Raw genomic sequence first — 15,675 nt, forward strand, 5'->3', positions numbered from 1 at the left:
TGCGGCGCTTCTCGCATTCGGGACGACAATCCAAGACCATGACAAACAGATCACGCCCGCGCATCCTCCTGATCGGCACCGGCGACACCAAGGCAGATGAGCTTCTGTTCATGCAGCGCTGCATCGACGATGCGGGCGGCGAGGCCGTGATGATGGACATCAGCGTGCTCGGTGATCCTCCCTACGTGGCAGCGCACGACAAGAACGCCGTGGCTGCCGCTGCCGATACGACGATCGCTGCGGTGATCGCCAGCGGCGACGAGAATTCGTCGATGACTCTGATGGCGCGCGGCGCATCCCGCCTGACGCGACGATTGTGCGACGAAGGTGAGATCGACGCCATGATCGCGATCGGCGGCACCATGGGTACCGACCTCGCGCTCGACGTCGCGCTCGCGCTGCCGCTCGGCTTTCCCAAGCTGATCGTCTCGACCATCGCGTTCTCGCATCTGATCCCGCCGGAACGCATCGCCGCCGACCTGATGATGATCCTGTGGGCAGGCGGGCTCTACGGCCTCAACGGCACCTGCAAGGCGGTGCTGTCGCAAGCCTGCGGTGCCGTCGTCGGCGCAGCCCGCAGCGCCATCAGGCTGCGGCCCGACCGGCCGATCGTGGCGCTGACCTCGCTCGGCAAGAGCTGCCTGAGTTACATGGTCGAGTTGAAGCCTCAGCTCGAAGCGCGCGGCTATGAGGTCGTGGTCTTTCATACCACCGGCATGGGTGGCCGCGCGATGGAGTCGATCGCGGCGCATCGCGGATTTGCCGCGGTGCTCGACCTCAGCCTGCAGGAGGTCGCCAATCAGCTGATGGGCTCGGTGGTCAGTTCCGGGTCCGATCGGCTGACGAATGCGGGACGCAGTGGCATCCCGCAGATCGTGGCACCTGGCGCCATCGATATGGTGGATTTTCCCGCTTGGCTACCGGTACCGGCCGAGCTCGGCGACCGCCCATTCCACGCGCATAATCGCCTTCTCGCGTCCGCGACGTCGCGTCCCATCGACCGGCGCCGGATCGCGCGCGCGATCGCGGCAAAGCTCGCCGCAGTGAATGCGCCGATTGCCTTCGTGCTCCCGGCCGGGGGGATCCAGCAATGGGATCGGGACGGCGAGCCGCTGCATGATCCGGAGGGCCTCGACGCCTTCGTCACGGAAATGCGCGACGCCATACAGCCGCCCGTCGAGCTTCATGAAATCGATGACCACATCAACGACACGGGCTTTGTTGCCAAGGTGCTGACGATCTTCGATCGCTGGGTTGCCGGCGGCATCATCCCCGCGGGCGCGATCCACACGGAGCAGCGATGACCGCCGCCTCATCACGGGCACTGGTTCTGGATTTTGGCGGGGTGATCTCGAAGACCCTGTTCGAGACCCACGACGCGACGGAGGCCGCGCTCGGTCTGGCCAAGGGCACGCTGACGTGGCGCGGCCCGTTTGCTGAGGACAGCGATCCACTTTGGTCGGCCATGCAGCGCGGCGAGTTGTCCGAACGCGACTATTGGGCGACCCGCAGCCGCGAGGTCGGCCGGCTCGTCGGCGAGGACTGGCGGGACATGCAGACCTTCGTGCGCCGCGCGCGCGGCGCTGATCCGGCGCTGGTGATCCGTCCCGAAGCAGAGCGCGCGATTCGCATCGCGGGCCGCGCCGGCTGCAAGCTGGCCATTCTCTCCAACGAGCTCGACCTCTTCTACGGCGAGGACTTTCGGCGCAGGCTGCCGCTGCTCGCGCATTTCGACGTCATCATCGATGCGACGCATACAGGCATCCTGAAGCCTGATCACCGCGCCTACCTGGCGGTGTGCGACGCTCTGCAGCTCCCGCCGCAAGCGTGCGTCTTCGTCGACGACCAGCGGCGCAACATCGACGGCGCGATCGCCTGCGGCTTGTCGACCGTCTGGTTCGATGTGCGCCGCCCTGAAAAATCCTATAGTCAGGCCTTGCAAATGCTCGGCCTCGCCCTCGACTGACCTCCATCGGAGCACTCTATGCGCGACATCAACTTTCTCATCGAGAACAACGCCCGGCGCATCTGGCACCCGATGGCGCATCCGAAGGAGATGCAGGACCATCCGCCGCGCATCATCGCCAAGGGCGAGGGCATCCACGTGACCGACATCCATGGCAAGTCGGTGCTCGACGCCGTCGGCGGCCTGTGGAACGTGACGCTGGGCTACAGCTGCGACCCGATCAAGCAGGCGATCGCCGATCAACTCAGCGAGCTGCCGTATTATTCCGGATTCCGCGGCGTCTCGACGGGCCCGGCGATCGAGCTCGCCTACGAGCTGACCGAATGGTTCAAGCCCGAAGGCATGACCCGGACGTTCTTCACGTCCGGCGGCTCCGACTCCGTCGAGACCGCGCTGCGGCTTGCGCGGCAATACTGGAAGATCAAGGGCCAGCGCGACCGCACCAAGTTCCTGTCTCTCAAGAAGGGCTACCATGGCACGCATTTTGGCGGCGCGTCGGTCAACGGCAATGCCAATTTCCGCCGCAACTACGAGCCGCTGCTGCCGGGCGCACACCACATCCCCTCGCCCTGGACCTATCGTAATCCGTTCAACGAGATCGATCCAGCCAGGCTTGCGCAGCTCTGCGCCAACGCGCTGGTCGACGAAATCGAATTCCAGGGCGCCGACACCATCGCCGCCTTCATCATGGAGCCGGTGCTGGGCGCCGGCGGCGTGATCGTGCCGCATGACAGCTTCATGGGCCTCGTGCGCGAGATCTGCGACCGCACCGGAATCCTGCTGATCTCGGACGAGGTCGTCACCGGCTTCGGCCGCACCGGCGCATGGTCCGGTGCGCGGCTCTGGAACGTCAAGCCGGACATGATGACGATCGCAAAGGCCGTGACGTCAGGCTATTTCCCGCTGGGCGCCACCATGATCGGCGGCAAGATGGCCGAGGCCTTCGAGAGCGACGAGACCAGCTTCGGCTCGATCGGCCACGGCTACACCTATTCGGGTCATCCGGTGGGTTGCGCCGCGGGCATCGCCGCACTGGCCGAAACCAAAAGGCTGCAGCTCGATGCGAAGGCCGCAGCCTCGGGCATCGTGCTCAACGATGCGCTCGCCGCGCTGAAGCAGAAGCATGACATCGTCGGAGATGTCCGCGGCAAGGGACTGATGGCCGCGCTGGAGCTGGTGGCGGACCGCGCCACCAAAAAGGCTCTCGACAAGAAGATTGTCGGCAGAATCGCGGATGCGATCTACGACGCCGGCGTGATGGTGCGCGTCTCCGGCAGCAACATCATCCTTTCACCCCCTCTGATCATCACCGCCGACGATGCAAGGACGATCGCAGACGCCATCGATCACGGCCTCGCCAGCGCCTGAGCACGTGAGCGCGGCCGCGGGCTAGTTCGGCCGCGCCATCAGCGCCACGACGGCGGACCGCGTCTCCACGCCGAGCTTCTCGAAGATGTGGATCAGGTGCGTCTTCACGGTGGCCTGGCCGATCTTCAGACCTTCGCCGATTTCGCGATTGGTACGGCCACAGCACAGGAGTCGCACCACGTCCATCTCCCGACTGGTCAGACCATAACGTTGCCCGTCCTCGGACCCGGCCGGCCGGCCGACCAGGTTGAATTGAAGATACTGGTGAATCTTCTGGGCGATGACTTCCACGCCGTCTGGAATGCGCGCATCCTTGCTCCATCCGACGCTCATGCCGGCCACGATCTGGTCGTCGCGCCGGAAGAAGAAGTCCATCATATCGACGATACCGCACTGATCGACGAAGGCGCGGTAGCGCGCCATCTCGTCGGGCCGTCGGCTGGACATCGTTCTGCTGAGCCGCGCGACCACAAGCCCTCCCGCGTGACGCGGATGCTGCGGATCGAACTCGCCCATGCCCTCGACATACTGCCTGTGAAACGGCTCGGGAACGCCCGACAGAAGGAAGCGCTGGAGATTGTACCGTCCGTCGACCTCGTAAAACGCTGTCGACGATCCGTCCAACATGGACTGAGCGAAGTGCAAGGCTTCGCTGGTTGCCGCGTCCGTGCGGTCCTGACGCATCAGCATGGCCTCCCCTCCTCGATTTTACTCCATCCGGGACATCTGGCGTGTCCTCGCGCCGGCAACGCTGAGACAGGTACCGCGCTTAGTCAAGCAATTTCCGGACCACGTCGATCACTTCGTATCGGTCGAGTGAGACCATCTGGATCCTGACTTCAACCGATCGGTTGATTGACGGGCCAACAGTCGTGTTTTCCAGCAGTTTCACTCGTGTGCACGACGGTGAGCCTTCTCGCACAGACTGTCGGCGGCCAGAAAGATGATGCAGGTCGCACCTCTTCGAAGCGTCTTCTCAGCGATGCCTCAACCACCTCGGATTGCGGAGAATAGGCACTCGCCGTCGCAGTCGGCATGGAGCCAAACATGGTGGCCTGCGGCCGAGACAACCAAGACCCCCGCAACCGATAGCACCAGTTTCCGCCACAGTGAGCGGCACCAAGCCGAGATAAACGTCCGGGGCCAATCGGCGATTGAGCGCCTGCTCTGCCCGGCACGCCGTCTCACGCCGTTCGAGCGTCGAAAAATCGAGATAGGGAAACCGCACCGGTTTCTTCAGCTTGTAGACGCGGTCGCCGGCGAGGAAGACCCACGACATGTGGGTTTCGCGCGCGACCACGGCCGCGGGTGCAGAAAGGTAGCTCTGCGGGCGCTTGAGATGACCGACCTTTCGCGCGAGCACTGCTGCGTCGTCGACGACGTCGAATGGTTTATTCTGACGTTCGTGCATCACGGGATATCACAATCGGAACTCCCATTTGCTTGATATCGATCAATCGACGAACTTGCCCAGTTTATAGCATAACGCAAAATTGCGGAGGAGCGTGCATGCTGTTCCGAGATCGCACCGATGCCGGCCGCCGGCTTGCTGAAGCGTTGAACCGATACAAGAGCCGCCACCCGGTCATACTCGCATTGCCTCGCGGAGGCGTTCCGGTCGCGGCCGAGGTGGCCCGCGCGCTTGATGCGACCCTCGACTTGCTCCTGGTGCGCAAGATCGGCCTGCCGCTGCAGCCGGAACTGGCAATGGGCGCGGTTGCTGAAGGCGAACAGCCGATCATCATACGCAACCGCGATATCATCGAAGCCTCAGGCGTCAGCGAAAAGGAGTTTGACACGGTCTGCCGGAAGGAGCGCGGCGAGATCGATCGGCGCCGCGCGCGCTATCTCGGCGACCGGACGCGCGCCGACGTGACGGGACGCGTGACGATCATCGTTGATGACGGAATTGCGACCGGCGCGACAATACTCGCGGCCATCCGCGCCGTCGGCGCGCGTCGACCGAAGGAGCTCGTGCTCGCGGTCCCAGTCGCGGCACATGAGACCATCAATCGGCTACGGCCCGAGGTCGACACAATCGTCTGCCTGGACACCCCTCAGGAGCTTGGTGCGATCGGCTGCTTCTACCGTGACTTCCGCCAGGTCGATGATGACGAGGTCATCGCCGCGTTGAACAGATTTCCAGACAAGCACCCGCCACCCGCCTCGGAAGACGGCTAGGAGTGACGCATGTCGCTGTCGCCAACCGCGCTGCTGACAGACCTGTATCAACTCAGCATGGTCCAGGCCTATCTGGAGTCCGGCCAGACCGACATTGCGGTGTTCGAGTTCTTCGTCCGGAAACTGCCGGAGCCGCGCAACTTCCTCGTCGCAGCGGGCCTGGAGCAGGCGCTCGACTTTCTGGAGAACCTGCGGTTCTCCGAGGACGACATCGACTGGCTCGGTCGCAGCGGCAAGTTCAGCAGCGCGCTGATCGACTATCTCGACCGGTTCCGCTTCAGCGGCGACGTGCACGCTATCGCAGAGGGAACGCCGTTCTTCGCCAACGAGCCGATCCTACGGGTCACCGCTCCGATCGCGCAAGCGCAACTCGTCGAGACGCGGCTGATCAATATCCTGCATTTCCAGACATTGATCGCCTCAAAGGCTGCGCGCATGGCGTTGCTGGCGCCTGGGAAATTGCTGGTCGATTTCGGCCTGCGGCGGGCTCACGGCTCTGAAGCCGGACTGCTCGCGGCGCGGGCCAGTTATGTCGCCGGGTTCGCCGGGACGGCGACGCTGCTGGCGGAGAAGTCGTTCGGAATTCCGACCTATGGCACGATGGCGCATTCGTTCGTCCAGTCCTTCGATGATGAGGTCGCTGCGTTCGTGGCCTTTGCCCGCGCCCGTCCCGAGAACCTGACGCTGCTGATCGACACCTACGACACTGAGGCAGCCGCGCGAAAGCTGGTCGCGTTGGCGCCACGTCTCAAACAGGAAGGTGTCGCAGTGCGAGCCGTGCGGATCGACAGCGGCGATCTCGCAGCGCTTGCTCGAAGCGTCCGCGGTATCCTCGATGCAGGTGGCCTGACGGACGTCGGCATTTTTGTCAGCGGGGGTGTCGAGGACGAGACCCTCGTTGCATTCTCTCAAACCTCCGCACCAATCGATGGCATCGGCGTCGGTACGAGCCTTGTCACCTCGTCAGACGCTCCTGCGCTCGACTGTGCCTACAAGCTTCAGGAGTATGCCGGATTGCCACGGCGCAAACGATCCGTAGGCAAGGCGACTTGGCCAGGCCGCAAGCAGGTCTGGCGACATTACGACGGCCATGACCATCGCATGACCGGCGATATTCTGTCGACCGAGAGCGACAGGCACGATGGCGAACAATTGATTCACCGGGTCATGACGAATGGTCATCGGATCGCGCCACAGCTTTCGCTCAACGACATCCGGGCTCATGCAGCGCGGCAGCTCCAGCGGCTGCCGGTGGAGTTCACGAGGGCCGCTCGGTCGACGCCCTATCCGGTTCGGATAGCGCCGCCCTTGCAGCAGCTCGCTGCCGAGGTTGATCGCAGGATGGGCCTTCCGTCGTAGCGGCGGCAACAGCCTGCCGGCGCAACACCGCCGTCGATCTGGACCTCCTGACTGTCGCACGTGACGGTCGCGTCGCGGGAGAGCGTCTGATGAGGTACGATACGGTCGAAAGCTTGTTTGGTTTGCAGCTCGGCCGTCAATCGGACTCCGTTCGGCCGGACCTCGGCGAACATCACGGGCTCTCGAGGGCCAACGGTCATCTCATTTCGTTCTCGGACCTTGCTGCCCCCGAGCCGTCAAATACTGCTCAAACCAATGGGCGGCATGCGCGATCACCGCGTCCATTGCACCAAGCTCCGAAAACAAATGGGTCGCTCCGGGAATGATCTTAAGCGCCTTCGGCACTGCCAGCTGGGTCAGAGCTGCTTGATTCAGCTCGATCACGCTGAAGTCCGCGCCTCCGACGATGAGCAGCGTCGGGGACCGAACCATGGGCAGGGCATGACCCGCGAGGTCTGGGCGTCCTCCACGCGACACCACCGCCCGAACCCGCTCCGGCAGCCGCGCCGCGGTGACCAGGGCCGCCGCCGCGCCGGTGCTGGCGCCGAACAGCCCGACCGGAAGCGCAGCGATCGACGGTTCCTGCACCCCAAGCCACTGAACGACATTCACCAGCCGCTCCGCAAGCAACGAAATGTCGAAAACGTTAGCGCGGTCTGCCTCTTCGGTCGGCGTCAGCAGGTCAAACAACAGAGTCGCAAATGTCAGCTCGTTGAGCGCCCCCGCAACGGCCTGATTGCGTGGGCTTTGACGACTGGACCCGCTGCCGTGCGCGAAGATGATCAACCCGCGCGCGTGTTGAGGCACAGTGAGTGTTCCAACGAGATCCGCCGGCGGAATGGTGACCTCGGACGTCCCGGTGGACAGCCGACTGGTCATGACATGAGAGCCCCTGCACTGACCGTCATGACGAACTCCGCATGTCCCTGATCGACTCTGGCAGGTGATTCATCACTTTCTTGAACTCGCCGGGGTCGATCTTTTCCCAGAGCGTCTCGAACACGCCCCGGATCGCGGCCAGAGATTTGCAAGGAAACGCCGGCGGCAGCTCGCCTTCGACATGCTCCACGAACTCCTCGAGGTGCCGTTCTCTGGTCGGCGTCGCTGCCGGATGCCATCCTTCATAGTAGATGCCGCGCACCAGAATAGGGAGTTGGGCGGCGAACTTCACGGCCACCTCGGGCGGCAAGCGATCGCGCACGGCATGCAGCACGGCACGTAAGGCATTGTAGGCCTGCTGGCGATTGGTCAGCGCGAGCCCGTCCTGGACCGCCTTGAGCCAGACGCTTGTTTCCTGAACCGTGTGATCCAGCGTAGCCACGCCGATTGTGCTCATGAGGCCTCCTTCGCAACCGCCCCAAAAGGCAGCGGGCTATGACGCGCCGTCCGACGCCCCGGTCACCGCGCCGCGACCATGCCCTTGTTGTTGGAACGTCGCCAACGACACGGATATCCGAGCACGCGTGCACGGCGACCTGCTGCTGACCGCCGTGCAGGCGCCGTGAGCCGAACGGCATGCCTCTGTGACGCGATACTCGCGCAGAAGCCGCACGTCGATCATCGACACCTGCTGGTCACAGATCGTAGAGCAATACGGATTTACAGCAGTGGCAAGAACTCTGACCTGCAGCAGGGATTTCGGTTGGACAGGCAAGCGATGCATGCCGTCTAGTTCTGACCTCTCGATCGCGCCATGGCGGCTCTTGTCACCACGAATCGGCTGCCGCCAAGGCTCGTTCACTGATCGATTGAGGAATCGTCGCATGACCACAAACATCGGCAACATGATCACGCTGGACGGCCTCTTTTCAGATTGGTCCGCGTCCGAATCCCTCACGACGGCGGAAAACACTGTCGCAGGATATGCTGTCTACGGTGCGCTGATCACCGATCTGCAATTGGGCAACACCTATGTCATCGGCATAGAATCAACCAACTCGGCGGAGCCCGTGATCGCGTCCGGCACCTACATTTATCTCAATACCGATCAGAATACGTCGACAGGGTACAGCCCATTCGGAACGGTCGGCGCTGAATACTACGTCCAGTTCGCGCCCGATGCCACCGGCACAATTCAGCCCTACCTCTATTCAGTCATGTCCAACGGCACGCCGACCTTGCTCAACGGGGGCGCACCACTCAATTTTGGCTTATCCAGCACTGGCCAGAGCCTGGAGCTCGCGATTCCCCAATCGCTCCTTACCCCAGCCGCCGGCCCTGAGCCTCATGCGATCAACTTCGACGCATTGATTGACAACGGGGCCGCGGCTCTGCCCGGCGACTTCGCCAACAACCCGCAATATGTCATCCCCGATCAAGCCGCCGTCGTGCCGAAGACAATTGGCAACCTGATCACCCTCGATGGGCATTTCACTGATTGGCCGGCATCTGACGCGCTGATGACGCCGGGGAATACGGTGGCGGGATATCAGGTCTACGGCGCTCTCCTGAACGATGCGACACTTGGCAATACCTATGTCATTGGCATCAACGCGACCAGCACGACCGACGCGGTGATCGGGTCCAACACGTTCATCTACCTCAACACCGATCAGGCATCATCGACCGGTTACAGTCCTTTTGGCGCTGTCGGCGCTGAATATTACGTGCAGTTCACAGTCGGGTCGAGCGGCACGCTTCAACCCTATCTCTATTCCGTGACTTCGACGGGGGCGGCGTCGCTGCTGAACGGCGGCGCGCCGCTCACTTTTGCCACGTCCAGCGACGGCAAGAGCGTCGAACTCGCCATTCCGCAGGCGCTGCTGACACCTGCCGGCGGATCGGCCCCTCATACGATCAACTTCGACGCGCTGATCAACAACGGCGCGGCAGCACTGCCCGGCGATTTCGCCAGCAATACCCAATACACGATCACGGATCCATCGACACTGGTAACGGTCGACCACACGATCAAGAAGGTCGGCATCGTATATTCCGCGACGACAGCCGCGCTGTATTTTGGCGGCGGCCAAGCGGGACAGACGGCCTACGCCGATCTGTTCATGGCCGCTCAGCACCAGGCGGAAGCCGCAGGTGTCTCCTACGACCTTCTGACCGAAGCCGACCTCACCAACGTGGCCAAGCTCGCGCAATACAGCGCGCTCATCTTCCCGGACATGCAGAACGTCCAGAGCAGCCAGGTCGAAGCGATCTCGAACGCGCTGAGTCAGGTCGTTTACAGCTACCACGTGCCGCTCATCACGGCCGGCGACTTTCTGACCAATGACCAGACCGGCACAGCGCTTCCGGGAAATCCCTATATCTACATGCAGACCCTGCTCAACCTGACCCAGAGCGGCTACGGGACTGCGACCTACTCCGTCACGGCCGATCCGGCGGCGCTGGCCAGCCAGAACCCGGTGATGACCGGCTACGGGGCGACCGAGCTGATCGGCGGCGCCAGCGGACAGATCGCCGGAACGACCTCCGGATACTATACCAATTCCGGATACCTCACCTTTTCCGGCGTGACCCAGCCCGCCACAGTGCTGGCGGATATCAATCTACAGGGCGGCGCCACGCTGCCCGGCGTCGTCCAAACCGTGACGGGCGCCACCAATACCCACTTTGCGACGACAGCACTGCTTGGCGACAGCAATCTTCTGCAACATGCCATCCAGAACGCCGTCCTTGGCGCGACGCCAAGTCTTACGATTGACTTGACCCGAATGGCCGGCGTCGTCGCGTCACGCACTGATATGGATCAGTCTCAATTCCCATCCGATGTGTCCCCCGGCGCCGGTCAACAGGGGATCTACGATCAGCTGATTCCGCTGCTGCAGCAGTGGAAGCAGCAGTACAATTTTGTCGGCTCGTTCTATGTCAATGTCGGTGACACCGCCAATCCTGCCAATGGCAACACGACCGATTGGTCTATCTCCGCCCCCTACTACAAGGCAATCATCGCCCTCGGCAACGAAATCGGAAATCACTCCTATACCCACCTGATCAATCCGCCAACGATCGACGCCAACGGAAACCCTGTTCCCACAATCCTGGTGAACGGCGTCCCTGTCTCGCTATGGAACGAGAACACAAATTTTCTTTACGTGACTCCGCCGTCGAACGGCTCTGCGCCAAATTGGACTTTTTCCTATGAGTTCGGCCAGTCAAAGACCGTCGAGCAGCAGAACCTCGGCATAACGATCGCCGGCGCAGCCGTGCCCGGCGCGGGCGATACGTTCAGCACAGCCCAGCAGATCATGCAATATTACCAGAGCGTGGCAGGCGGCCTGACTGGCTATGTCAGCGGCGGCTGGACGGGCGTCGGCGCCGGCTATCCAAATGCCTTCGGCTATCTCAGCCCGACCGACACGGGATCGGTCTATATTGCGCCCAACATCACTTTTGATTTCACGGAGATCCAATTCCAAAACAAGACAGCGGCCCAGGCGCTTGCCGATTGGGAAGCACTGTTCAACCAGCTCTCCGCACACTCGCAGACGCCGATCATCGTCTGGCCCTGGCACGACTACGGTCCGACGGACTGGAACACCAATGGCACGGGCAGTCCTCCCGCATATACCACCCAGATGTTCAGCGATTTCATAGCCTATGCAGCCGCCGCGCGTTACGAGTTCGTGACGCAAGAAGATCTCGCAGCCCGCATCTCCGCCCAACAGAAGGCCCACTTGTCCGAGACGACGACCGGCAACGTCATCACGGCGACGATTACGCCTGATGCCAGCGCGCCTGATCTCGGTGCCATGGCACTCAACGTCACCAACGCCGCCACGGGCCAAGTCATCCAGAATGCTGGAAATTGGTACGCCTATGATACCCACAGTCTGTTTCTGCCTTATGGCGGCGGAACGTTCAACGTCACGCTCGGGACGACACAGGATGATGTGACACACATCGACCTGCTGCCGATGCGCGTCGATCTGAAGACCGTGTCGGGCGACGGATCGAATCTCAGCTTTTCGATGACGGGGGATGGCATCGTCGATGTGCATGTCAAGACACCGGGTCTCAATATTGTTTCCGTGCAGGGAGCTCCCGCGGCATCGCTCAACGGCACAGACCTGTCCCTCGCCTTCAACGACGGCCAGCTTGCGATTTCATCGAGCTCGCCGCAAGGCACGCCCGTGCTCCACAACGTCGCGATCGTCGAAGGCACGACCGCTGTCTTGTCGAGCGGGACGAACATTCTATTTGGCGGATCTGGCACAAATACGCTTAATCTCACGGGTCTCTTCGAGAACTACACAATCAAGCTGAATGCGGACAGTAGCAACACCCTGATTGATACGAGGGCCGGGACACCCGATGGCACCGATATCAGCTACAACTTCCAAGACTTCCGCTTCCTCGATCAATTGGTTCTGACCACCGCACAATTGAATGGAAACGGCGTCCTGCTCGGTACCGCGGGCTCCGACGTCCTGACCAGTGCTCTCACTGGCGCAGTCGTGCTCGGTCTGGCGGGCGCGGACAGCCTCATGGCCGGCGCCGCGAACCAGACGCTCGATGGCGGAACAGGCGCCAATACGCTGAACGACGCAGGCTTTGCCGGCGTGACGCTGATCGGCGACGGTGGCAATGACATCTTTATCGTCGGCAACGCAGCAACGGCGATCTTGGAAATGCCGAATACGGTCGCGGCAGCCATCTATACTGGCCTCTCGAGCCTTGTGATGCCCGCAAACATCGAGAAGTTCGTTTACACGGGGAAGACCGGAATCCAGATCATCGGCAACGCCCTCAACGACATCTTCAGCGGGTTTACCGGCGTCAGCACGGTAAGCGGGGGCGGAGGCACGGACACCATCGACTTCAGCGGAACTTTCAACCAATACAGCATCGTGAACAATGCGGACGGCAGTGTCACCTTCGTCGACAAGAGGGCAGGCTCTCCGGACGGTACGCTGACGGCGATTGCCGTTTCTTTCTTCGACTTCAGCGACGGCCTCGTATTGACCGCATCTCAACTCGCCACCACCGCCTTGACCATCAATGGAACGGCCGGCGCAGACGTTCTGACGACCTCGACACCGAGCGCACTCGTCCAGGGCCTTGGCGGCAACGACATGCTGACCGCCGGCGCCAATGGCCAGATCCTGGACGGCGGCGCCGGTGCCGATACTCTCAATGATAATGGCCTATTCGGGGTCACCCTGGTCGGCGGCGCCGGCAACGACACCTACATCGTCCACAGCGCAAGCACAATCGTGACCGAGCTGTCGAACAACGGAACCGACACGATTCAGACCACTTTGAACGACTACGCGCTCCCGACGAATGTCGAAAAGTTGGCCTTCGTCGGCGTCGGCAGCTTCACCTCGACGGCAACGGCGGCCGGAGAGACCTTGACCGGCGGCACCGGTCCCGACACGCTTGGCGACGGCAACTTCGGCAATGTCATCCTGCGCGGCAACGGCGGAGCCGACACCTTCTTGGTCAGCAGTGCGACCACCAGTGTCTCAGAAGTCGCCGGCAGCGCCAATGCGACGGTCCTGACCACGCTTCCGAGCTACACTCTGCCTGCCAACGTCCAGAACCTGACCTACACGGGAACCGGCAACTTCACCGGTTCGGGCAATGGCCTCGCCAATACCATCACCGGCGGCTCCGGCAACGACACGCTCACCGGCAATGGCGGCGCAGATACGCTGATCGGCGGGGCTGGCAACGACAAGTTGTCCGGTGGGGCCGGCCAGGACACGTTCGTCTTCGCGCCTGTCAGGCCGGCGACGACGAACGGCGTCTATAGCGCCGGCTTTGGCAATGATACCATCACGGATTTTATCGCCAACGCGAATAATACCAATCACGACATTCTTCAGCTGTCCGCGACAATGTTCGCAACGGGCACGACCGCGGCGTCGCTGCTCGCCGGCACCGCGCATAACATTTCGGGAGACGCGGTCACCGTCGCCCAGTCGGGCGCAAACACCGTCATCACCATCGATCCAACGGATTCGATCACGATGAGCAACGTGAGCCTCGCGACGCTGAAGCTGGGTGCCCTGGCCGATATTCACTTCGTGTGAAGACGGGAGATTACGTCCGTCCCTGGAACAACGACCTGCGGATCATCTGCCTTCTTGAGACGGAGCACGCTTTGCCTTACTCGCCGATCGTCAACAGTGCCACATCGCCCGCGACCCCGGGTGCCGCATTTGCAGGTTTTCGTGGCGCGATCCTGGGTGTCTCGGTGATTTCCGGCATCATCAACGTGCTAGCTCTGACAGGCTCGCTCTACATGCTCCAGGTCTATGATCGGGTGTTGTCGAGCCACAGCGTACCGACATTGATTGCGCTGTCGTTCCTCATGATCGTGCTCTATGCCTTTCACGGCACGTTGGACATGCTGCGTAGCCAAGCATCGAGCCACGCTGCGGCGCTCTTCGATCGGCGCATGGCACGCCCGGTGCATTTTGCGGTTCTCAACCTGCCTCTCCAAGGCGCGTCGCGGTCGCTTGCGCAACAACCCATGCGCGATGTCGACGCCATTCGACACTTCCTGGCCAATGGCGGACCCGTCGCCTTTCTCGATTTGCCATGGATGCCTGTCTATCTCGCCTTTGTCTTCGTGCTCCATCCTCTGCTTGGCTTGGTATGCCTCGCCGGCATGCTGATGCTGGTGATGCTGACGCTGCTCACGGAATGGCTGACACAGAAGGATGCCCTTGCGGCCACACGCGCCGACGCTGCCAGGCGCGGCATCGCGGACACCCAGGCACGAAGCGCTGAAGTGCTGAAGGCGATGGGTCTGGAGGACAGAGCCGCTCAACGGTTCGACGCAGCCAATCGCTCATATCTGGCCGTACAGACGCGCTCGAGCCAACTGATTGCAAGGCTGACGTCCGTGTCGCGCTTCATGCGGCTTACGCTGCAATCGGGCATGCTCGGACTCGGCGCATATCTCACGGTCCGCGGTGAAATTACGAGCGGCGCGATCATCGCAGCATCGATCACCACCTCACGAGCGCTGGCGCCGATCGAACAGGTCATCGCGCATTGGCGGCCGTTCCTCGCCGCTCGGCAAAGTCTCAGACGCCTATCCGAAACGCTCCGGAACCTGCCACTTCTGGATCCGCCGTTCGCGCTTCCCGCTCCAACACAAAGATTGTCCCTGGAGAATGCAACGCTCTGCGCTCCCGGCACCCAATGTCTCGTCCTGTCCAATATCAGCTTCGAGCTGCGCGCCGGACAGGCCTTGGCGATCATCGGCCCGAGCGCCGCCGGGAAATCATCGCTGGCTCGCGCCATCTGCGGCGTATGGCCGTTGAAGCAGGGCTGCATCCGCCTTGACGGTGCCGAGATCAATCACTGGTCTTCCAAGCAACTCGGACAGCATATCGGTTACCTGCCACAGGATGTCACGCTGTTCGACGGAACCATCGCAGACAATATCGGCCGCATGGAAGATGAAAAAGACAGCATGGCCATTATCGCCGCCGCGAAAGCGGCAGGCATCCACGACATGATTCTGCGCCTCCCAAACGGATATGAAACGGATGTCGGCCCTGACGGATCCGCCCTGTCGGCAGGGCAACGCCAACGCCTCGCGCTTGCGCGCGCGCTCTTCCGTGACCCATTTCTTGTCGTCCTGGACGAGCCGAACTCCAATCTCGATTCAGACGGTGAGGAAAGCCTGACGACGGCCATCCAAGGTATCCGAGATCGCCATGGCATTGCGGTCGTCGTCGCCCATCGATCAAGCGCGCTCAACGCCGTCGACCTCGTTGCCGTCATCAACGCCGGACAACTCACCGCTTTCGGTCCGAAGGAGGACGTTCTTAGAAAAGTGCTGCGTCAACCGCTTCGTACGGCTGTCGGCTGACGGCCAGCGGGAG

Annotated in this window: 11 protein-coding genes; 7 read left to right on the forward strand and 4 right to left on the reverse strand. The window is 62.1% G+C overall.

Features of this window, described 5'->3' with window-relative positions:
- Nucleotides 1–38 precede the first annotated feature (38 nt).
- The 3 genes from ACQR07_RS14830 to ACQR07_RS14840 are packed head-to-tail and all read left to right on the forward strand — an operon-like array spanning nt 39 to nt 3,334.
- Nucleotides 39–1,304, forward strand: coding sequence for a Tm-1-like ATP-binding domain-containing protein (locus tag ACQR07_RS14830; RefSeq protein WP_434903005.1), 1,266 nt, complete (start codon nt 39–41; stop codon nt 1,302–1,304).
- Nucleotides 1,301–1,966, forward strand: a complete 666-nt coding sequence (locus ACQR07_RS14835) for an HAD family hydrolase (RefSeq protein ID WP_434903006.1) — start codon at nt 1,301–1,303, stop codon at nt 1,964–1,966. The genes ACQR07_RS14830 and ACQR07_RS14835 overlap by 4 nt, the downstream gene beginning before the upstream one ends.
- Before the next feature lie 18 nt (nt 1,967–1,984).
- A complete protein-coding gene (locus ACQR07_RS14840) occupies nt 1,985–3,334 on the forward strand; it encodes an aspartate aminotransferase family protein (RefSeq protein WP_434903007.1) in 1,350 nt (449 codons plus the stop codon).
- 21 nt (nt 3,335–3,355) lie between these two features.
- Here ACQR07_RS14840 and ACQR07_RS14845 read toward each other — a convergent pair whose 3' ends face one another.
- On the reverse strand, nt 3,356–4,024 hold the full coding sequence (locus ACQR07_RS14845; RefSeq protein ID WP_434903008.1) for a response regulator transcription factor: 669 nt from the start codon (nt 4,022–4,024) through the stop codon (nt 3,356–3,358).
- A gap of 286 nt (nt 4,025–4,310) precedes the next feature.
- On the reverse strand, nt 4,311–4,745 hold the full coding sequence (locus ACQR07_RS14850) for a hypothetical protein (protein WP_434903009.1): 435 nt from the start codon (nt 4,743–4,745) through the stop codon (nt 4,311–4,313).
- Between the two features lie 98 nt (nt 4,746–4,843).
- Between ACQR07_RS14850 and ACQR07_RS14855 the strand changes: the two genes are divergently transcribed.
- Together ACQR07_RS14855 and ACQR07_RS14860 are read left to right on the forward strand one after the other, a co-directional pair.
- Nucleotides 4,844–5,515, forward strand: a complete 672-nt coding sequence (locus ACQR07_RS14855) for a phosphoribosyltransferase (RefSeq protein WP_434903010.1) — start codon at nt 4,844–4,846, stop codon at nt 5,513–5,515.
- A 9-nt stretch (nt 5,516–5,524) separates the two neighbouring features.
- Entirely contained in the window at nt 5,525–6,874 is a 1,350-nt protein-coding gene (locus ACQR07_RS14860) for a nicotinate phosphoribosyltransferase (protein WP_434903011.1), read from the forward strand.
- 201 nt (nt 6,875–7,075) lie between these two features.
- Here ACQR07_RS14860 and ACQR07_RS14865 read toward each other — a convergent pair whose 3' ends face one another.
- Both ACQR07_RS14865 and ACQR07_RS14870 read right to left on the reverse strand, forming a co-directional pair.
- Nucleotides 7,076–7,753 carry a dienelactone hydrolase family protein gene (locus ACQR07_RS14865; protein ID WP_434903012.1) on the reverse strand — a complete coding sequence of 226 codons (678 nt, stop codon included), beginning with the start codon at nt 7,751–7,753 and terminating at the stop codon, nt 7,076–7,078.
- Between the two features lie 25 nt (nt 7,754–7,778).
- Nucleotides 7,779–8,210, reverse strand: a complete 432-nt coding sequence (locus ACQR07_RS14870; RefSeq protein WP_434903013.1) for a DUF2267 domain-containing protein — start codon at nt 8,208–8,210, stop codon at nt 7,779–7,781.
- Between the two features lie 427 nt (nt 8,211–8,637).
- Between ACQR07_RS14870 and ACQR07_RS14875 the strand changes: the two genes are divergently transcribed.
- Entirely contained in the window at nt 8,638–13,866 is a 5,229-nt protein-coding gene (locus ACQR07_RS14875) for a hypothetical protein (protein WP_434903014.1), read from the forward strand.
- The gene (locus ACQR07_RS14880) at nt 13,863–15,662 is read left to right on the forward strand and encodes a type I secretion system permease/ATPase (protein ID WP_434903015.1); all 1,800 of its coding nucleotides are present in this window, start codon (nt 13,863–13,865) and stop codon (nt 15,660–15,662) included. The genes ACQR07_RS14875 and ACQR07_RS14880 overlap by 4 nt, the downstream gene beginning before the upstream one ends.
- Nucleotides 15,663–15,675: the final 13 nt, after the last annotated feature.

The organism is Bradyrhizobium sp. HKCCYLS20291, from assembly GCF_051167715.1.
GTDB lineage: Bacteria > Pseudomonadota > Alphaproteobacteria > Rhizobiales > Xanthobacteraceae > Bradyrhizobium.